General features: G+C 61.2%; 14 protein-coding genes and 1 tRNA gene. 7 read left to right on the top strand and 8 right to left on the bottom strand.

All coding sequences use genetic code 11. The features are described 5' to 3' along the window. Together ACXAG8_RS16145 and ACXAG8_RS16150 are read left to right on the top strand one after the other, a co-directional pair. Window positions 1-489, top strand: coding sequence for a plastocyanin/azurin family copper-binding protein (locus ACXAG8_RS16145; RefSeq protein ID WP_475228801.1), 489 nt, complete (start codon window positions 1-3; stop codon window positions 487-489). After that, window positions 482-1,735: a molybdopterin molybdotransferase MoeA gene (locus ACXAG8_RS16150; RefSeq protein WP_475228807.1), complete on the top strand. Its 1,254-nt coding sequence runs from the start codon at window positions 482-484 to the stop codon at window positions 1,733-1,735. The genes ACXAG8_RS16145 and ACXAG8_RS16150 overlap by 8 nt, the downstream gene beginning before the upstream one ends. A 48-nt stretch (window positions 1,736-1,783) precedes the next feature. Here the strand turns inward: ACXAG8_RS16150 and ACXAG8_RS16155 are convergent, their stop codons facing one another. From ACXAG8_RS16155 to ACXAG8_RS16175, 5 genes are all read right to left on the bottom strand, one after another. Next, a complete protein-coding gene (locus ACXAG8_RS16155) occupies window positions 1,784-2,302 on the bottom strand; it encodes an N-acetyltransferase family protein (RefSeq protein ID WP_475228811.1) in 519 nt (172 codons plus the stop codon). Beyond that, window positions 2,299-2,853 carry a helix-turn-helix domain-containing protein gene (locus ACXAG8_RS16160; RefSeq protein ID WP_475228818.1) on the bottom strand — a complete coding sequence of 185 codons (555 nt, stop codon included), beginning with the start codon at window positions 2,851-2,853 and terminating at the stop codon, window positions 2,299-2,301. The genes ACXAG8_RS16155 and ACXAG8_RS16160 overlap by 4 nt, the downstream gene beginning before the upstream one ends. A 113-nt stretch (window positions 2,854-2,966) precedes the next feature. Then, entirely contained in the window at window positions 2,967-3,983 is a 1,017-nt protein-coding gene (locus ACXAG8_RS16165) for a Fe(3+) ABC transporter substrate-binding protein (RefSeq protein ID WP_475228825.1), read from the bottom strand. Window positions 3,984-4,193: 210 nt separating this feature from the next. Next, window positions 4,194-4,319 (bottom strand): type B 50S ribosomal protein L36, encoded by a 126-nt coding sequence (gene ykgO, locus ACXAG8_RS16170; RefSeq protein ID WP_008755722.1) that lies wholly within the window; start codon window positions 4,317-4,319, stop codon window positions 4,194-4,196. 89 nt (window positions 4,320-4,408) lie between these two features. Then, window positions 4,409-4,483 (bottom strand) — tRNA-Val (locus ACXAG8_RS16175). Window positions 4,484-4,632: 149 nt separating this feature from the next. Between ACXAG8_RS16175 and ACXAG8_RS16180 the strand changes: the two genes are divergently transcribed. Beyond that, window positions 4,633-5,493, top strand: a complete 861-nt coding sequence (locus tag ACXAG8_RS16180) for an N-formylglutamate amidohydrolase (RefSeq protein ID WP_475228830.1) — start codon at window positions 4,633-4,635, stop codon at window positions 5,491-5,493. Window positions 5,494-5,495: 2 nt separating this feature from the next. On the opposite strand, the gene ACXAG8_RS16185 is transcribed toward ACXAG8_RS16180, so the two are convergent. Both ACXAG8_RS16185 and pyrF read right to left on the bottom strand, forming a co-directional pair. Continuing rightward, window positions 5,496-6,749: a DNA polymerase IV gene (locus ACXAG8_RS16185; RefSeq protein ID WP_475228835.1), complete on the bottom strand. Its 1,254-nt coding sequence runs from the start codon at window positions 6,747-6,749 to the stop codon at window positions 5,496-5,498. Window positions 6,750-7,117: 368 nt separating this feature from the next. Beyond that, complete coding sequence (gene pyrF / locus ACXAG8_RS16190) at window positions 7,118-7,819, bottom strand: orotidine-5'-phosphate decarboxylase (protein ID WP_475228838.1); 702 nt, start codon at window positions 7,817-7,819, stop codon at window positions 7,118-7,120. 141 nt (window positions 7,820-7,960) lie between these two features. On the opposite strand from pyrF, the gene ACXAG8_RS16195 reads away from it, so the two are divergent. Next, the gene (locus ACXAG8_RS16195) at window positions 7,961-8,278 is read left to right on the top strand and encodes a hypothetical protein (protein ID WP_475228847.1); all 318 of its coding nucleotides are present in this window, start codon (window positions 7,961-7,963) and stop codon (window positions 8,276-8,278) included. A gap of 126 nt (window positions 8,279-8,404) precedes the next feature. Further along, on the top strand, window positions 8,405-11,023 hold the full coding sequence (clpB, locus tag ACXAG8_RS16200; RefSeq protein ID WP_475228854.1) for an ATP-dependent chaperone ClpB: 2,619 nt from the start codon (window positions 8,405-8,407) through the stop codon (window positions 11,021-11,023). Window positions 11,024-11,082: 59 nt separating this feature from the next. Here the strand turns inward: clpB and ACXAG8_RS16205 are convergent, their stop codons facing one another. Then, window positions 11,083-12,018: a hypothetical protein gene (locus ACXAG8_RS16205; RefSeq protein WP_475228858.1), complete on the bottom strand. Its 936-nt coding sequence runs from the start codon at window positions 12,016-12,018 to the stop codon at window positions 11,083-11,085. Between the two features lie 263 nt (window positions 12,019-12,281). On the opposite strand from ACXAG8_RS16205, the gene msrP reads away from it, so the two are divergent. Further along, window positions 12,282-13,184: a protein-methionine-sulfoxide reductase catalytic subunit MsrP gene (gene msrP, locus ACXAG8_RS16210; protein ID WP_475228865.1), complete on the top strand. Its 903-nt coding sequence runs from the start codon at window positions 12,282-12,284 to the stop codon at window positions 13,182-13,184. A gap of 4 nt (window positions 13,185-13,188) precedes the next feature. Next, window positions 13,189-13,803 (top strand): protein-methionine-sulfoxide reductase heme-binding subunit MsrQ, encoded by a 615-nt coding sequence (msrQ, locus tag ACXAG8_RS16215; RefSeq protein WP_475228871.1) that lies wholly within the window; start codon window positions 13,189-13,191, stop codon window positions 13,801-13,803. The last annotated feature ends 282 nt before the right edge of the window (window positions 13,804-14,085 follow it).

Consider the following 14,085-nt stretch of genomic DNA (forward strand, 5'->3'; position numbering starts at 1 on the left):
ATGCAATACTCGCGCAGGCTAGTCGCCGGAATGCTGGTCGCCGCAGCGGCCGGGGCCGCCGTGACCACGATGGCAGAGGACCTGCCCCAAGTGTCGGTGGTGCACCAGATAATCGACCCGAATGCGGACACACCGGCCCATGCCTTCCGGTTCGAACCCCGGTACCTTGAGGTTCCGGCGGGCGCGACCGTCCGGTTCAAAGGTTCGACCGGGCGGCACACGGTGACGTCGATCCCTGCGATGATCCCGGAAGGTGCGCGTGCTTTCGAGATTCGCGGGAAACCGGAATTGGACCTGACCTTTACCCAGCAGGGCGTCTATGGAATCCGGTGCCGGGTGCATGGCCGGCACGGTATGGTGATGCTGCTGGTCGTGGGTGACCCGGCTGCCAATCTCGCCGCAGCGCAGGCATTTTTGCCCAAGCTGGCCGAGGCGGAACGGGTCGAGTTCGAAAAGCTGTTTGCGCATCTGGAGCAACAACATGGCTGATGGGTGCGGATGTGACAGCATGGCCCAAGCCTATCTGCCGGTGGACGAGGCCCTGCGCCGCGGCCTTGCCTTGGCCAGGCCGGTCGACGGCACGGAAACGCTGGCGCTGCCTCAGGCAACGGGGCGGGTTCTGGCCCTGGATTGCACCAGCAAGATCGACCTTCCCGCTTTCGACAATTCGGCCATGGATGGGTATGCGATCCGGCTGGCGGATATTGACGCGCAAGGCGATGCTGCGGTCTATGCGCTGCCTTTGGCCGGTCGTGTTGCGGCCGGTGATACCGGTGATCTTGCCGCGCCCGCGGGCAGCGCCTTGCGCATCCTGACCGGGGCACCGGTTCCCGACGGGTTTGACGCGGTGCTGATGCAAGAGGATTGCGACGTCACCCAGGACACAATCCGATTCAAACGACGCCCCAGACCCGGGCAGCATATCCGCCGTGCGGGCGAGGATTTGCCCGCCGGTGCGCCCCTGCTGAAACGGGGCCAGGAAATTGGCCCACGAGAGGTCGCGGCCCTTGCCGCCTCGGGGCATGGGCACGTCAGGGTGTTTCGAAAGCTGAAGGTCACATTGTTTTCGACCGGAAGCGAGTTGCGTCAGCCCGGCGAGCCCCTTGCACCCGGTCAAATTTATAATTCGAACCGGTACATGCTGGCCGCGCTGTTGGAAAAGCCCTGGATTGACCTGGTTGATATCGGTCCGGTCGAAGATAACCCCGACCGTCTGCGTCAGGTCCTGCGCGAGGCGTGCGAAACCAGCGATCTGGTTGTCACCACGGGCGGTGTTTCCGTAGGCGACGAAGACCATATGCCGCGCGTGTTTGCCGATATCGGCGGCACGCTTGACGTCATGAAGGTAGCCATGAAACCCGGCAAGCCGATCATGTTCGGGTGCCGGGGTTCGGCCTTGTATGTCGGGCTGCCGGGCAATCCGGTTTCTGCCTTCGTGACATGGCAGGTGATCGGCGCACAGATGATGCGTCGCTGCGCGGGCCTGCCCGATACTCCGCTTGCGACCCAGCAAGCCGTCCTGGCCGAGCCCTTGATGCGCCACGCTGGCCGGACCGAGTTTCGCCCTGTGCAGATCGAAGGTCGCGCGGCGGACGGAAAGCCCCGTCTGCGACTGATGGCGGCATCCTATAGCGGGCGGCTGGCCCTGCTTGCCCAGGCGGATGGGTTGGCCATAATCCCGGCCGACGCGGATGCCTTGCCAGAAGGGCACCCGCTTTCCTTCCTGCGGTTCTGACCGCAGGCCCGAGGCGCGATGGGGTCTGGCCCGAGACCTGCGCGCGGGTTATCGCAAGGGCTTGAACATATACGTCGTAGGCTCAGGCTGTTGATCAAAGGGATTCACGCAGTAATCCGGAATCTCGCCTGCAACGCTGAAACCCATTCCCCGGTACAGGATCAAAGATGGGTCCGTGCTGCGTGTGTCCAGAACCAGCAGCGACTTGCCAACAGATCGCGCCCGGTCTTCCAGCACGCCCATCAGCCTGCGGCCCAACCCCTGGCGGCGGGCATCCGGATGGACCAGCAATTTGGCGACATCGGCGCGGTGGGGTTGGTTGGGCATTTGTGACGGGATCAGCTGAACGGTCCCGACGATCCGGTCCCCATCCCGCGCAACAAACAGGTCCAGCGCGCCGGATCGCACCGCCGGAAAGACGCTGTCGGTCCAGAATGCGGCGGCATCGCCTTGCGAAAACGGCAGAATGAATCCGACGCTTGCCCCCGCATGGACGCAGGCGTGCAATATCTCGGTCAGTTCGGCGAGGGCCGCATCACAGTCCGCTTTGGTCAGTTGTGAAATCATATCAGCACCAGGATATATCGCGCGCCCCGTTCGGGGCTGGTTTCAAACCTTGTGGGTCCGGCCAGGTGATAGCGCAGGCAATCCCCGGCGCTCAGGTCATGGGGGGTGTTGTCCACGGTCAGCGTCAGCATTCCGTCCAGCACGATCGCGTGATGTTCCTGCCCGGTTCTGGGCGGTACGTCATAGGCAATCGTCGTTCCCGGCGGCAAATGGCATTCCAGCACCTCGCCGCTTAGACCAGATGCCGGTGGCGAAACCGAGCGGCGGGTGAACCCTGTCTCGGGGTCGCGCCATTCGCCCTGGCGATCAAAGGGGACCTTGGGCGCAAAACTGTCTTCGACCATCATCAGCAGGCGTGACATTGGCAGGCCGTAGGCAGCGCAAAGCCTGCCCAGGTTTTCAGCCGTCGGGCTGACGCTGCCATTTTCCATGCGCGACAGGGTTGCGCGGCTGATGCCGCTATTTGTCGCCAGCGTATCCAGCGACCAATTGCGCGCCTGGCGAAGCTCGGCCAGGCGATTGGCAAGGCGCAGCGCGAGATCGTCAGGCATGTTCTGATATGAAAAAGATTCTCATATCTGAACGGTACGGCCTATTTTGAACGGGTTCAACAAAAAAGGGTGCAGAAATTCTGCACCCTTTCACTGCTCGGCCTGTCTGTGGATTACTTCCAGCCGACCGCATCGAAAATCTTCTGCGCCTCGGGCAGGTTCTGCGCAACTTCGGACAGGTTGACCTCGTCACCCTTGAAGTCGCCCAGGTTGGCAACCGACTCGGCCAGCTCGACGGTCGGGACTGCCGGATATTCGTCATTGCCGTACGAGAAGTATTTTTGCGCCTGATCGCTTGCCAAGTATTCCAGGAACAAAATCGCGTTCTCTTTGTTTGGCGCATTGGCCGCGACCCCGGCACCGGACAGGTTCATATGTGCGCCATAGCCGTCCTGGTTGGGAAAGACCCAGCCGATCTTGTCCAGGCTGTCGGACACGCCCTTGACGTCCTTGCGATTTGCGCGGGCAAAGTAATAGGTGTTGGACACCGCAATTGCGCATTCGCCCGACACGATGCCGCGCAGCTGGTCTGTGTCGCCACCCTGGGGGTCGCGGGCCATGTTGTCGACAACGCCCTGGGCCCAGGTCTTGGCCGCTTCGGCCCCTTCATGGGTAATGATCGACGCCAGAAGGGTCTGGTTATAGGTGTTGCTGGACGAGCGGATGCAAACCATGCCCTTGTATTCCGGCGCGGCAAGATCGGCATATGTCGCCGGCGGGTTGGCGACCTTGTCCTTGTCGAAAAAGATGATCCGGCTGCGCTGCGAGAACCCGAACCACTGGTTGTCGCTGTCCTGAAGGTTCGCGGGGATGCGATCTTCGAGAACCGCGCTGTCGATGGATTGAAGAATGCCCGCGTTCTTGGCGCGCGTCAGGCGCGACGTGTCGACGGTCACCAGAATGTCGGCGGGCGAGTTCTTGCCCTCGGCGGCCATACGGGCAATCAGCTCGTCAGCCTTGCCTTCGATCCGGTTGATCGTGATTCCGGTTTGTTCCTCGAACTCACCATAAAGCTTGTCATCAGTGTCGTAATGGCGCGACGAGTACAGATTCAGTTCGCCCTCGGCATAGGCCGAGGTGGCAAGCAGCGCCGTCAACGCGGCGGTGATGAAGGCAGAAGATTTGAGCATGGCTTTTCCCAATTTGGTAACTGGCTTCGAATGGGTATCCGAGTAAAAAAGTCAATTAAACAAATCCGTGGGAAAAGCAAGGGTCATACGCATCTGGCCCATAGCAGAGGTTCGCTTCGCTCTCGCCGTGGGTCGGCGCGCAATCCGGGGCCCGGGCACAAAAAAACCGCACCCAAAGGCGCGGTCTTTAGCTTGTCTTGTCAGACGTTCTCAGCCCTGGCGAGCTTTGAACTTGCGCTGCGTCTTGTTGATCACGTAGACGCGGCCTTTGCGACGCACAATACGGCAATCACGGTGCCGGTTCTTGAGCGAGCGGAGCGAGTTCTTGACCTTCATGGTCTGTCTCCAATCTGCGGCGCCTTCATCAAGGACGTGGCCAGCGCCTGGGTTAGTCGGGTGCCCCGGAAGCCCGAGGCAATGAATCATGGTGGGCGGTACAAGGATCGAACTTGTGACCCCTTCGATGTCAACGAAGTGCTCTACCGCTGAGCTAACCGCCCATGAGACCTTTGCGAGACTTGCCCCATAACGAAATGGGGCGCGGATACCCGCGCCGGTAGCGGGGTCTATAAAAGGAGTCGTTGGGGGGATCAAGGGGTTTGGAAGAACAATTTTACTGGTCTATGTTCAATGCGAACAAGGAGACACCATGCCCAACGCTGCCTTCACACTGGAAATGCCCGAAAAACGCAGTTCGTGCCTGGTGTTCTCGTCCCCTCATAGCGGCCGGGCCTATCCCGAGGCAATGCTGAGGCAGACAGTGTTGAACCCCAACGTGATTCGATCCTCGGAAGACGCGTTTGTCGATAAGCTGTTCAGCCCGGCGGCCGAATTTGGCGCCCCGTTGCTCGCCGCTTCGGTTCCGCGGGCCTATCTTGACCTGAACCGCAGCGCGGATGAGCTGGACCCGGCCTTGATTCAGGGCGCGCGCAGGCATGGGCATAACCCGCGGGTCGCGTCCGGGCTTGGGGTGATTCCCCGCGTGGTGGCAAATGGGCGCGCAATTTACCGGGGCAAGCTGACAATGGACGAAGCGCGTCTGCGCATCGATACCTATTGGCGCCCCTATCACGCGAAACTGAAGGCGCTGCTTGCCGAATCGCACGATGCCTTTGGGCAGGCGATCCTGATTGATTGCCATTCGATGCCGCGCGAGGCGGTGGCCATGGCAGGCAACGCGCATGGCAAGCGCCCCGATATCGTGCTGGGCGACCGGTTTGGCGCCTCGGCCGCCGGGGAAATCGTCGATCAGATCGAATCGTCACTGGTCGCGGCTGGTCTGAACGTCGCCCGCAACACGCCCTTTGCCGGAGCCTATGTGACGCAGACTTATGGCCGCCCCGGTCGGCATCAGCACGCGATCCAGATCGAGATTGACCGGTCCCTGTACATGGATGAGGCCCGAATCGAACCGAACCAGAATTTCGATGCCTTTCGTGCGGCCCTGCGGCAGGTTATTTCCGAGATTGCCGGCATCGGCGCCTCGCCCGCCCGGCTGGCTGCCGAATAAGGTCAGCGCAGCGCGCGGCCTTTCACGATGGCGTCGGTGCCAAATCTCTTGCGGATTTCGTCGGTCGCCCGCTCGGCCTGTGATCTTTGGGTCGCGCCGGGGTCCAGCAAGTCGCCCGAAATGTCAGCCTGATCGGCGGGGCACAGATCTGACAGCCCACAGCCCAACAGGCGATACGGGCCCTGTTCGCCGACCTGATCGAACAACCCCCGTGCGGTGCGATAGACACGATCGGCAATTTGCGTGGGGTCCCGCAGCGATACGCGGCGGGTCAGCAGGCTGTGATTGGCGCGTTTCAGCTTGAGCGTCACAACCCGACCGGCCAGGCCTTTTGCCTTGGCGCGGTCGGCAACCTTTTCGGCCATGCGCCACAGGTGCCCGTCCAGAATGTCGGGGTCGGCGGTATCCTCGAAAAAGGTGGTTTCGTTGCTTATGGATTTCATCGGCTCATGCGCCGAGACCTTGCGTTTGTCCTGCCCGCGCGCAAGGTGCCACAAACGATAGCCCATCGAGCCGAACCGGGCGGTCAGCGCCTCGCGGTCCCAGCGCAACAGATCGGAAAAGGTGCGAATCCCGGCGCGATCCAGCGAATCTTGCGCCGCGGGGCCAATGCCCCAGATAAGGCGCACCGGTTTGTCGTACAGGAAATCTGCGGTTTCGGCCTGCCCGATCACCGAAAACCCACGGGGCTTATCAAGGTCCGATGCGACCTTGGCCAGAAACTTGTTGTGGCTCAGCCCGATTGACCCGGTCAGGCCCAGTTCGTCTTTCATACGCTTGACCAGCCTGGCCAGCATGACCGCCGGGGGTGCCCCATGCAGCCGCTGGGTGCCCGACAGGTCCATGAAAGCCTCGTCCAGCGACAAGGGTTCGACATCCGGTGTCAGCTCATCCATCATCGCGCGGATGTCGCGCGACACTTCGGCATAGACCGACATGCGCGGCTTGATGACCACCGCGTCCGGGCAAAGTTTCAGGGCCTTGAACATCGGCATTGCCGAACGCACCCCGCGGATACGCGCGACATAGCAGGCGGTCGAAACCACGCCGCGTTTGCCGCCTCCGATGATCACGGGCTTGTCCGCCAGATCAGGGTTGTCTCGTTTCTCGACCGACGCATAGAAGGCGTCGCAATCCATATGCGCGATGGTCAGGTCGAACAGTTCAGGATGCATCTTGACCCTTGGGCTGCCGCATTCAGGACAGCGCCGATGGTCGTCAAAACGGGTCAGGCAATCGCGGCAGAGACCGGGCATCCAATCCATTCCAATGCGGGTATGGGCGGTTACGAAATTCGGTGAGCCGATAGTATATCACCCGTTGCTGCGGGCAAAAGACCGATCATGTGCGGGGTGCTGCAAAGAAAGCCCCCCGCTAAGTGGCGGGGGGAAAGGTAACGAACCTCAGGAAGAAACGGTCCGTCGGGGAGTGTATTCCGCCCAGAATTCCCGAAATTTTGCGTTTTCGATAGGGCCAAGGCCGCACGCCCGAAACTCGCATTTTGTATGTGTATTTTGGGGCACAGCGGCAATTTGGCACCTCGCGGCGCCCAAATTGCCGTAACGTCAAGCGGTTGTGCGCCAAAGCTCGGTGAATTTGCCGCGTATTTTTGGTGTTCCGGCGGCTAGCCGTTCAGGGAATTCAATTCGTCCAAAACCGCCTGCGCTGCGGCTTTGGGGTCTTGTGCCTGGTAAATCGGGCGGCCGACAACGATATGATCCGCGCCGTCCGCGATGGCCTGCGCAGGTGTTGCCACGCGCTTTTGATCGCCCAGGGCGGCGCCGGACGGGCGGACGCCGGGGGTCACGATCAGGCGGTCCTTGGCCTGGGGCAGGGCGCGGATCAGCGCGGCCTCTTGCGGGCTGGCGATGACGCCGTCGGCCCCGGCCTCAAGCGCGCGGGCGGCCCGTTCGACGACCAGATCCTGCACATCGCCCTCTTTCAGCAGGCTGGCGTCCAGATCGTCGCGGTTCAGCGATGTCAGGATCGTGACGCCGAGGATCTTGAGGTCCGTGCCCGCCGCCCCTTCCTTGGCGGCGCGCACCACGTGCGGGTCGCCATGCACGGTCAGGAAATCCAGATCGAACTGCGCCAGTCCGCGCACCGCGTTTTCAACGGTGTTGCCGATGTCGAACAGCTTCATGTCCAGAAAGATGCGCTTGCCATGGTCCTGTTTCAGCTCATTGGCCAGGGCCAGCCCGCCGCCGGTCAGCATGCCCAGCCCGATCTTGTAGAAAGAGACGCTGTCGCCAAGGCGTTCGGCCATGGCCAGGCCTTGCAGGGCGTTGGGGACATCAAGGGCAACAATCAGGCGGTCGTCGGACATGGGGGCGCTCCTTTTTGGCAAACGTCTGCGTCCTAACGGGTTCGGGCCAGCCTGTCCATCAGCGAAGTCCGAAGCGGGGCGTTTCATTTTGTGATACCATGCCCGGCATTGACGGTAATTTTTCCATGTAAGGGACAGAAAATGAAAAAGCTGGTTTTACTGGGCGCTCTTGTTGCGCTGGCATCCTGTGACGAAACCCATACCGCCGGTCAGGACAGCGGCGCCGCGCCGGCGCCGACCAATGACGATCTTCGGTTGGTTGGCGGTTACCGGTCCGAGGATGACTGGTGTCAACTGACGGGTGAGACAGCCTTTACCGGCAATTTCCTTGACCACACCGCGGATCTGGTTTCGTGCCCGACCGGCAGCGACGCGGCGCAATCGCTGGTCGATATGCATGACGCGCAGCAAGTGGCCGAGACCGGCGGCTATACCGTCTATACGATTCCGCGCGAATAGAGGCGATTTCTGCGCCATACCCTCTTGAAGACGCGCGGATATTTCCCAAATTGAATGTGAGGCCTCAACCGACCTGTGCCGCCTGGCGGGCATGTCAAAACGGGGCGCTTGGAAAAGGAGAGACCTATGGACTTGAACAAGTTCACCGAGCGGGCACGGGGATTCGTGCAAGCGGCGCAGACAATTGCGCTGCGCGACGGGCACCAGAGGCTGGAGCCCATACATATACTCAAGGCATTGATGGATGACGATCAGGGGCTGGCCAGCAACCTGATCACGCGCGCGGGCGGCGCGCCGGGCCGCGTGGTCGAGGCGTTGGACGCCGCGATGGGCAAGATCCCCAAGGTCAGCGGCGACAACAGCCAGATTTACATGGATGGCCAGACCGCCAAGGTTCTGGACGAGGCCGCGAAAATCGCAACCAAGGCGGGCGACAGCTTTGTGCCGGTTGAACGTGTTCTGATGGCGCTGTGCATGGTGAAATCCAAGGCCAAGGATGCGTTGGAGGCCGGGGCCGTTTCTGCCCAGAAACTGAACGAGGCCATCAACGATATCCGCAAAGGCCGCACCGCTGACAGCGCCTCGGCTGAGGAAGGCTATGACGCGCTCAAGAAATACGCGCGCGACCTGACCGAGGCCGCGGCCGAAGGCAAGATCGATCCGATTATCGGGCGGGACGAGGAAATCCGCCGCTCGATGCAGGTTCTGTCGCGTCGCACCAAGAACAACCCGGTTTTGATCGGGGAACCCGGCGTCGGTAAGACCGCGATCGCCGAGGGCATGGCCCTGCGCATCGTCAACGGTGACGTGCCGGAATCGCTGAAGGACAAAAAGCTGCTTGCGCTGGATATGGGCGCGCTGATTGCAGGTGCGAAATATCGCGGTGAGTTCGAAGAGCGCCTGAAGGCCGTTCTGACCGAAGTGACCGAGGCCGCCGGTGAGATCATCCTGTTCATCGACGAGATGCACACGCTGGTCGGTGCCGGTAAATCCGACGGTGCGATGGATGCCGCCAACCTGATCAAGCCTGCGCTTGCCCGGGGTGAGCTGCATTGTATCGGTGCGACCACGCTGGATGAATACCGCAAATACGTGGAAAAAGACGCGGCCCTTGCGCGCCGGTTCCAGCCGGTGATGGTCACCGAACCGACGGTCGAGGACACGATCAGTATCCTGCGCGGTATTAAAGAGAAGTACGAGCTGCACCATGGTGTGCGGATTTCCGACTCGGCGCTGGTCTCGGCGGCGACCCTGTCGCATCGCTATATCACCGACCGGTTCCTGCCCGACAAAGCCATCGACCTGGTCGATGAGGCAGCGTCGCGTCTGCGGATGGAAGTGGACAGCAAGCCCGAGGAACTGGATCAGCTGGATCGCCAGATCCTGCAGATGCAGATCGAGGAAGAGGCACTGAAGCTTGAGGACGACGCGGCATCCAAGGACCGTCTGGAAACCTTGCAAAAGGATCTGGCCGATCTGCAGGAGCAATCCGCCGAGATGACCGCCCAATGGCAGGCCGAACGCGACAAGCTGGCCGGTGCGCGGGATCTGAAAGAACAGCTGGACAAGGCGCGCGCTGACCTTGAGATCGCCAAGCGCGAAGGGAACCTCGCCAAAGCGGGCGAGCTGTCCTATGGCGTCATCCCCGAGCTTGAGAAAAAGCTGATCGAGGCTGAAAATGCCGAAAGCAACGCCATGATGGCTGAGGAAACGGTGCGCCCGGCGCAGATCGCGTCAGTGGTCGAACGCTGGACCGGTATCCCGACCGCCAAGATGCTGGAAGGGGAACGCGAAAAGCTGTTGCGGATGGAAGACGATCTGCATTCCCGCGTGATCGGTCAGGATGCAGCCGTGACCGCCGTGGCCAACGCCGTGCGCCGTGCGCGTGCGGGCCTGAATGACGAGGGTCGCCCTCTGGGCTCGTTCCTGTTCCTGGGCCCGACCGGTGTGGGTAAGACCGAACTGACCAAGGCGGTGGCGAACTTCCTCTTTGACGACGACAACGCGATGGTGCGCATCGACATGTCCGAGTTCATGGAAAAACACGCGGTCGCCCGTCTGATCGGGGCCCCTCCGGGCTATGTCGGGTATGACGAAGGCGGTGTGCTGACCGAAGCCGTGCGGCGCAGGCCCTATCAGGTCGTGCTGTTTGATGAGGTCGAAAAGGCGCACCCGGATGTGTTCAATGTGCTGCTTCAGGTTCTGGATGATGGCGTGCTGACCGATGGTCAGGGCCGCACCGTGGATTTCAAGCAGACGCTGATCATCCTGACGTCGAACCTTGGCAGCCAGGCGCTGAGCCAGTTGCCCGAAGGCGCCGACAGCGCACAGGCGCGGCGCGACGTGATGGATGCGGTCCGTGCGCATTTCCGGCCCGAGTTCCTGAACCGTCTGGACGAAACCATCATCTTTGACCGCCTCAAGCGGGCCGATATGGATGGCATCGTGGATATCCAGATGGCGCGTCTGCAAAAACGTCTGGCGGCCCGCAAGATTGAGCTGGCATTGGACGAGGGCGCCAAGGAATGGCTGGCCAACGAAGGCTATGACCCGGTCTTTGGTGCACGTCCGCTGAAGCGCGTGATCCAGCGCGCCTTGCAGAACCCGCTGGCCGAGGCGTTGCTGGCCGGCGAGATCAAGGATGGCGAGACTGTCCCGGTCACTACGGGCGCTGATGGGTTGATCATCGGCGACCGGTTGGGCACGTCCGAGAGGCCAAGGCCGGATGATGCCGTGGTTCACTGACCACCAAGAAATAGCGTAAGGCCCGCCCATTTCGGCGGGCCTTTTAGCACCGCCAACAGCTAGCCGCCGTTTTGGCGGCTTTTGCGCAGGGCGCGCAATTCTTCGGCAGACATGCGCGCGCCGGATTGTGCCGCGGGTTGCGGCGTGGCCGGACGCGGGTCGGTATCTGGTTGCAGCGGTTGCGGGCTTGTCCGCAGCCCGAGATAGGCAAGCACCGCACCCGCGCATTGCAGGCTAAGTGTCCAGAGGCCGATCACGACATAGCAGATGACAAGCGCAATCACCGTCCAGGGCGGTTGGAACGGCCTGGTGCCCTGAACCATCTCGTCGATTGCGCGCAACTCTGCCTCAAGCGCGCCGCTTGGTATCAGAAAGAAAAAGGCGGCGAAGGTTGCAACATAAAGGAACAGGGCCGCGACATAGCTTAGCGCCACGGTGGCAAATAGCGGCCAGAACGCCGCGCCGAAGTTTCTGAATGGTGTATAAGGCCGGTCATCGGGGTCGCGGCCTATGGCGGCGGATGCCACCGGAACCAGAAGACAGGCCCGGACGCCCGAAGCCACCGTGACGCCCAATACCACAAGCCCGCCAGCCGCAAGCATCAGGCCCGGCCCCACGGCGGCCAAGGCAGCGTCCGCCGACACGCCTGCGTCATTTGTCAGATCCGCAAGGGCCGGTGCGAAATACAACAGCACCAGCCAAAAGGCCGGGGCCAGAAACAGAAAGATCGCCGCCATCTCGGCAACTCCATAGGCCAGCGCCGGAACGATCAATTTGCGCAGGCCGATACTGGGCCGGATGTGGCGGGCCTGAAACCCCAGCCGGGCCCCGACCAGGATCGGGATCATGCTGGATGTCGTGCTGACCAGGGTCGTGGCCAAGACCGAGGCGCCCGGAATAATGAACCCGATCAGCGCGCCAATCAGGCCGCCTGCAAACCCGAACAGAAACAGCCCGATCAGCAGGATTGGAAAGGTCAGTATGTATCGCCACAATATGGACAGCGAAAAGAGGATGGCGCCGGCAACACTCACAGGTCAGGCCTTTTGTTCTGCTTTCAGGTGTTTCCCGCGATAATAAAAACCGGCCCGGTTGCCAACACATTCCTTGCCGGGATGCCAGGGGTCCAACCGGTCCGCCGGGTTTTCCGTGGCCCGGCACGTTACAATCCGGTCGCTCAATCGTGAGCCAGTTTGCATTGGTGCTGTGCTAGGAACGGGTTACCTCGGAACCGGGGCGACTGAATACGGAGATTTAGATGGCGCATCGCTGGACCAATACTTTGACGCATGCCGACGTCACCCCAAGGGGTGCGTTTTTGAATCGGCGGCAGGTCATCGCCGGAATGGCTGGTGCCGGGCTTGCATCTGCGGCCGGGTCCGCGCTGGCTCAGTCTGAGCTTGAACCGAACAGTTGGGAAGAGATCACCTCTTACAACAACTATTATGAATTCGGCACCCGCAAAGAGGACCCCGCCCTTTATGCCGGGTCGCTGACGACCGAGCCGTGGAGCATCGAAATCGACGGCCTTGTCGACCGCCCCGGAACATATGATTTTGCCGCCATCCTGTCGGAAATGACCATCGAAGAGCGGATCTATCGGTTCCGCTGTGTCGAGGCCTGGTCGATGGTGGTTCCCTGGAACGGGTTCGAACTGGCGGATTTGCTGAATATGGCCGGGGTCCAGGATGGCGCAAAATATGTCGCCTTTGAAACCGCGTATCGCCCGGATGAAATGCCGGGCGTCCGGTATCCCGTCCTTGAATGGCCCTATCGCGAGGGGTTGCGCCTGGATGAGGCCCTGCACCCGCTGACGATCATGGCCACCGGTATTTACGGCAAACCCATCCCCAACCAGAACGGTGCGCCGCTGCGGCTGGTGGTGCCCTGGAAATATGGATTCAAGTCGATCAAGTCGATCGTGCGGATTACCCTGACCGAGGCCGAACCGCCGACCAGCTGGAACATGGCCAACCCGCGCGAATACGGGTTTTACAGCAACGTGAACCCCAAGGTGGATCACCCCCGCTGGTCCCAGGCGACCGAACGGCGCATTGGCGGCGGCCTGTTTGCCAAACGAGAACCCACGCTGATGTTCAATGGCTATCAGCAAGAGGTCGCGGGGCTTTACGCGGGCATGGATCTGTCCAAGAACTACTGAGCTGATGGAAAGCCTGAACAAGATACTGCGCCGCATTCCCGTCTGGGTCGTCTACCTGGCGCTGTTCCTTCCAGCGCCCTGGTGGTTTTACCAAGGCCTGACCGGGGGTCTCGGCGTGGACCCGATCGAGTCGCTTGAGCATGCTTATGGAGAGCTTGCCCTGCAATTGCTGATCGTGGTTCTTGCCGTTTCGCCCGCGCGGCGGCATCTCGGTCTCAACCTGACCAAATTCCGGCGCGCCCTGGGGGTCATGACATTTTGCTATGTCAGCCTGCATCTGCTGGTGTGGCTGGTTCTGGATGTTCAGGTTCCCGCGCAGATTTGGGCGGATATTGCCAAGCGGCCCTATATTACTGTCGGGATGGCCGGATTTGTCCTTCTTTTGCCGCTTGCCGTTACATCCAACAACTGGTCGGTTCGGGGCTTGGGGCCAGCGTGGCGAAAGCTGCAGCAATTGATCTATCCGGCGGCGATCCTGTGCGCCGTGCATTTCGTGATGCAGGCCAAAGGATTTCAGATCGAACCGCTGGTTTACCTGGCGCTGATCCTGGGCCTTCTGGCGCTGCGGCTTCCGGGGGGCGCGTATCTGGCGCGCTGGCGCCGGGTTGATTCCGCCTGACTCGCATCCGAGTCGGCGGGTATCTGCGCGCAGACCTTCAATTTATGTACTCCTGTCGTTGGTCTTCGGCCTTTTCGAAAGGGGATTGGTGTATCACTGCATTGTTTTTAAACGATAAAAAAGAAGTTTCGGTAAAAGTTCGGGTTTTCTGATTTTTCTGCTTGCGGTGTATAGTTGTAATGCTTAGAACGCCCTTCACCGGCGCTGCTGAGGCGGTTGCTGGGACGCTGGGAACGGCGGAGACGCATCGGAGAGACGGTGGGCATCTGAGGTTTGGAATTG

Source organism: Ruegeria sp. ABD4_443, assembly GCF_056160865.1.

Excerpts from the sequence above, each read along its gene's own strand:
- ACXAG8_RS16145 (WP_475228801.1), top strand. The coding sequence starts at position 1 with ATGCAATACTCGCGCAGGCTAGTCGCCGGAATGCTGGTCGCCGCAGCG.
- ACXAG8_RS16150 (WP_475228807.1), top strand. The coding sequence starts at position 482 with ATGGCTGATGGGTGCGGATGTGACAGCATGGCCCAAGCCTATCTGCCG.
- ACXAG8_RS16155 (WP_475228811.1), bottom strand. The coding sequence starts at position 2,302 with ATGATTTCACAACTGACCAAAGCGGACTGTGATGCGGCCCTCGCCGAA.
- ACXAG8_RS16160 (WP_475228818.1), bottom strand. The coding sequence starts at position 2,853 with ATGCCTGACGATCTCGCGCTGCGCCTTGCCAATCGCCTGGCCGAGCTT.
- ACXAG8_RS16165 (WP_475228825.1), bottom strand. The coding sequence starts at position 3,983 with ATGCTCAAATCTTCTGCCTTCATCACCGCCGCGTTGACGGCGCTGCTT.
- ykgO (WP_008755722.1), bottom strand. The coding sequence starts at position 4,319 with ATGAAGGTCAAGAACTCGCTCCGCTCGCTCAAGAACCGGCACCGTGAT.
- ACXAG8_RS16180 (WP_475228830.1), top strand. The coding sequence starts at position 4,633 with ATGCCCAACGCTGCCTTCACACTGGAAATGCCCGAAAAACGCAGTTCG.
- ACXAG8_RS16185 (WP_475228835.1), bottom strand. The coding sequence starts at position 6,749 with ATGCCCGGTCTCTGCCGCGATTGCCTGACCCGTTTTGACGACCATCGG.
- pyrF (WP_475228838.1), bottom strand. The coding sequence starts at position 7,819 with ATGTCCGACGACCGCCTGATTGTTGCCCTTGATGTCCCCAACGCCCTG.
- ACXAG8_RS16195 (WP_475228847.1), top strand. The coding sequence starts at position 7,961 with ATGAAAAAGCTGGTTTTACTGGGCGCTCTTGTTGCGCTGGCATCCTGT.
- clpB (WP_475228854.1), top strand. The coding sequence starts at position 8,405 with ATGGACTTGAACAAGTTCACCGAGCGGGCACGGGGATTCGTGCAAGCG.
- msrP (WP_475228865.1), top strand. The coding sequence starts at position 12,282 with ATGGCGCATCGCTGGACCAATACTTTGACGCATGCCGACGTCACCCCA.
- msrQ (WP_475228871.1), top strand. The coding sequence starts at position 13,189 with ATGGAAAGCCTGAACAAGATACTGCGCCGCATTCCCGTCTGGGTCGTC.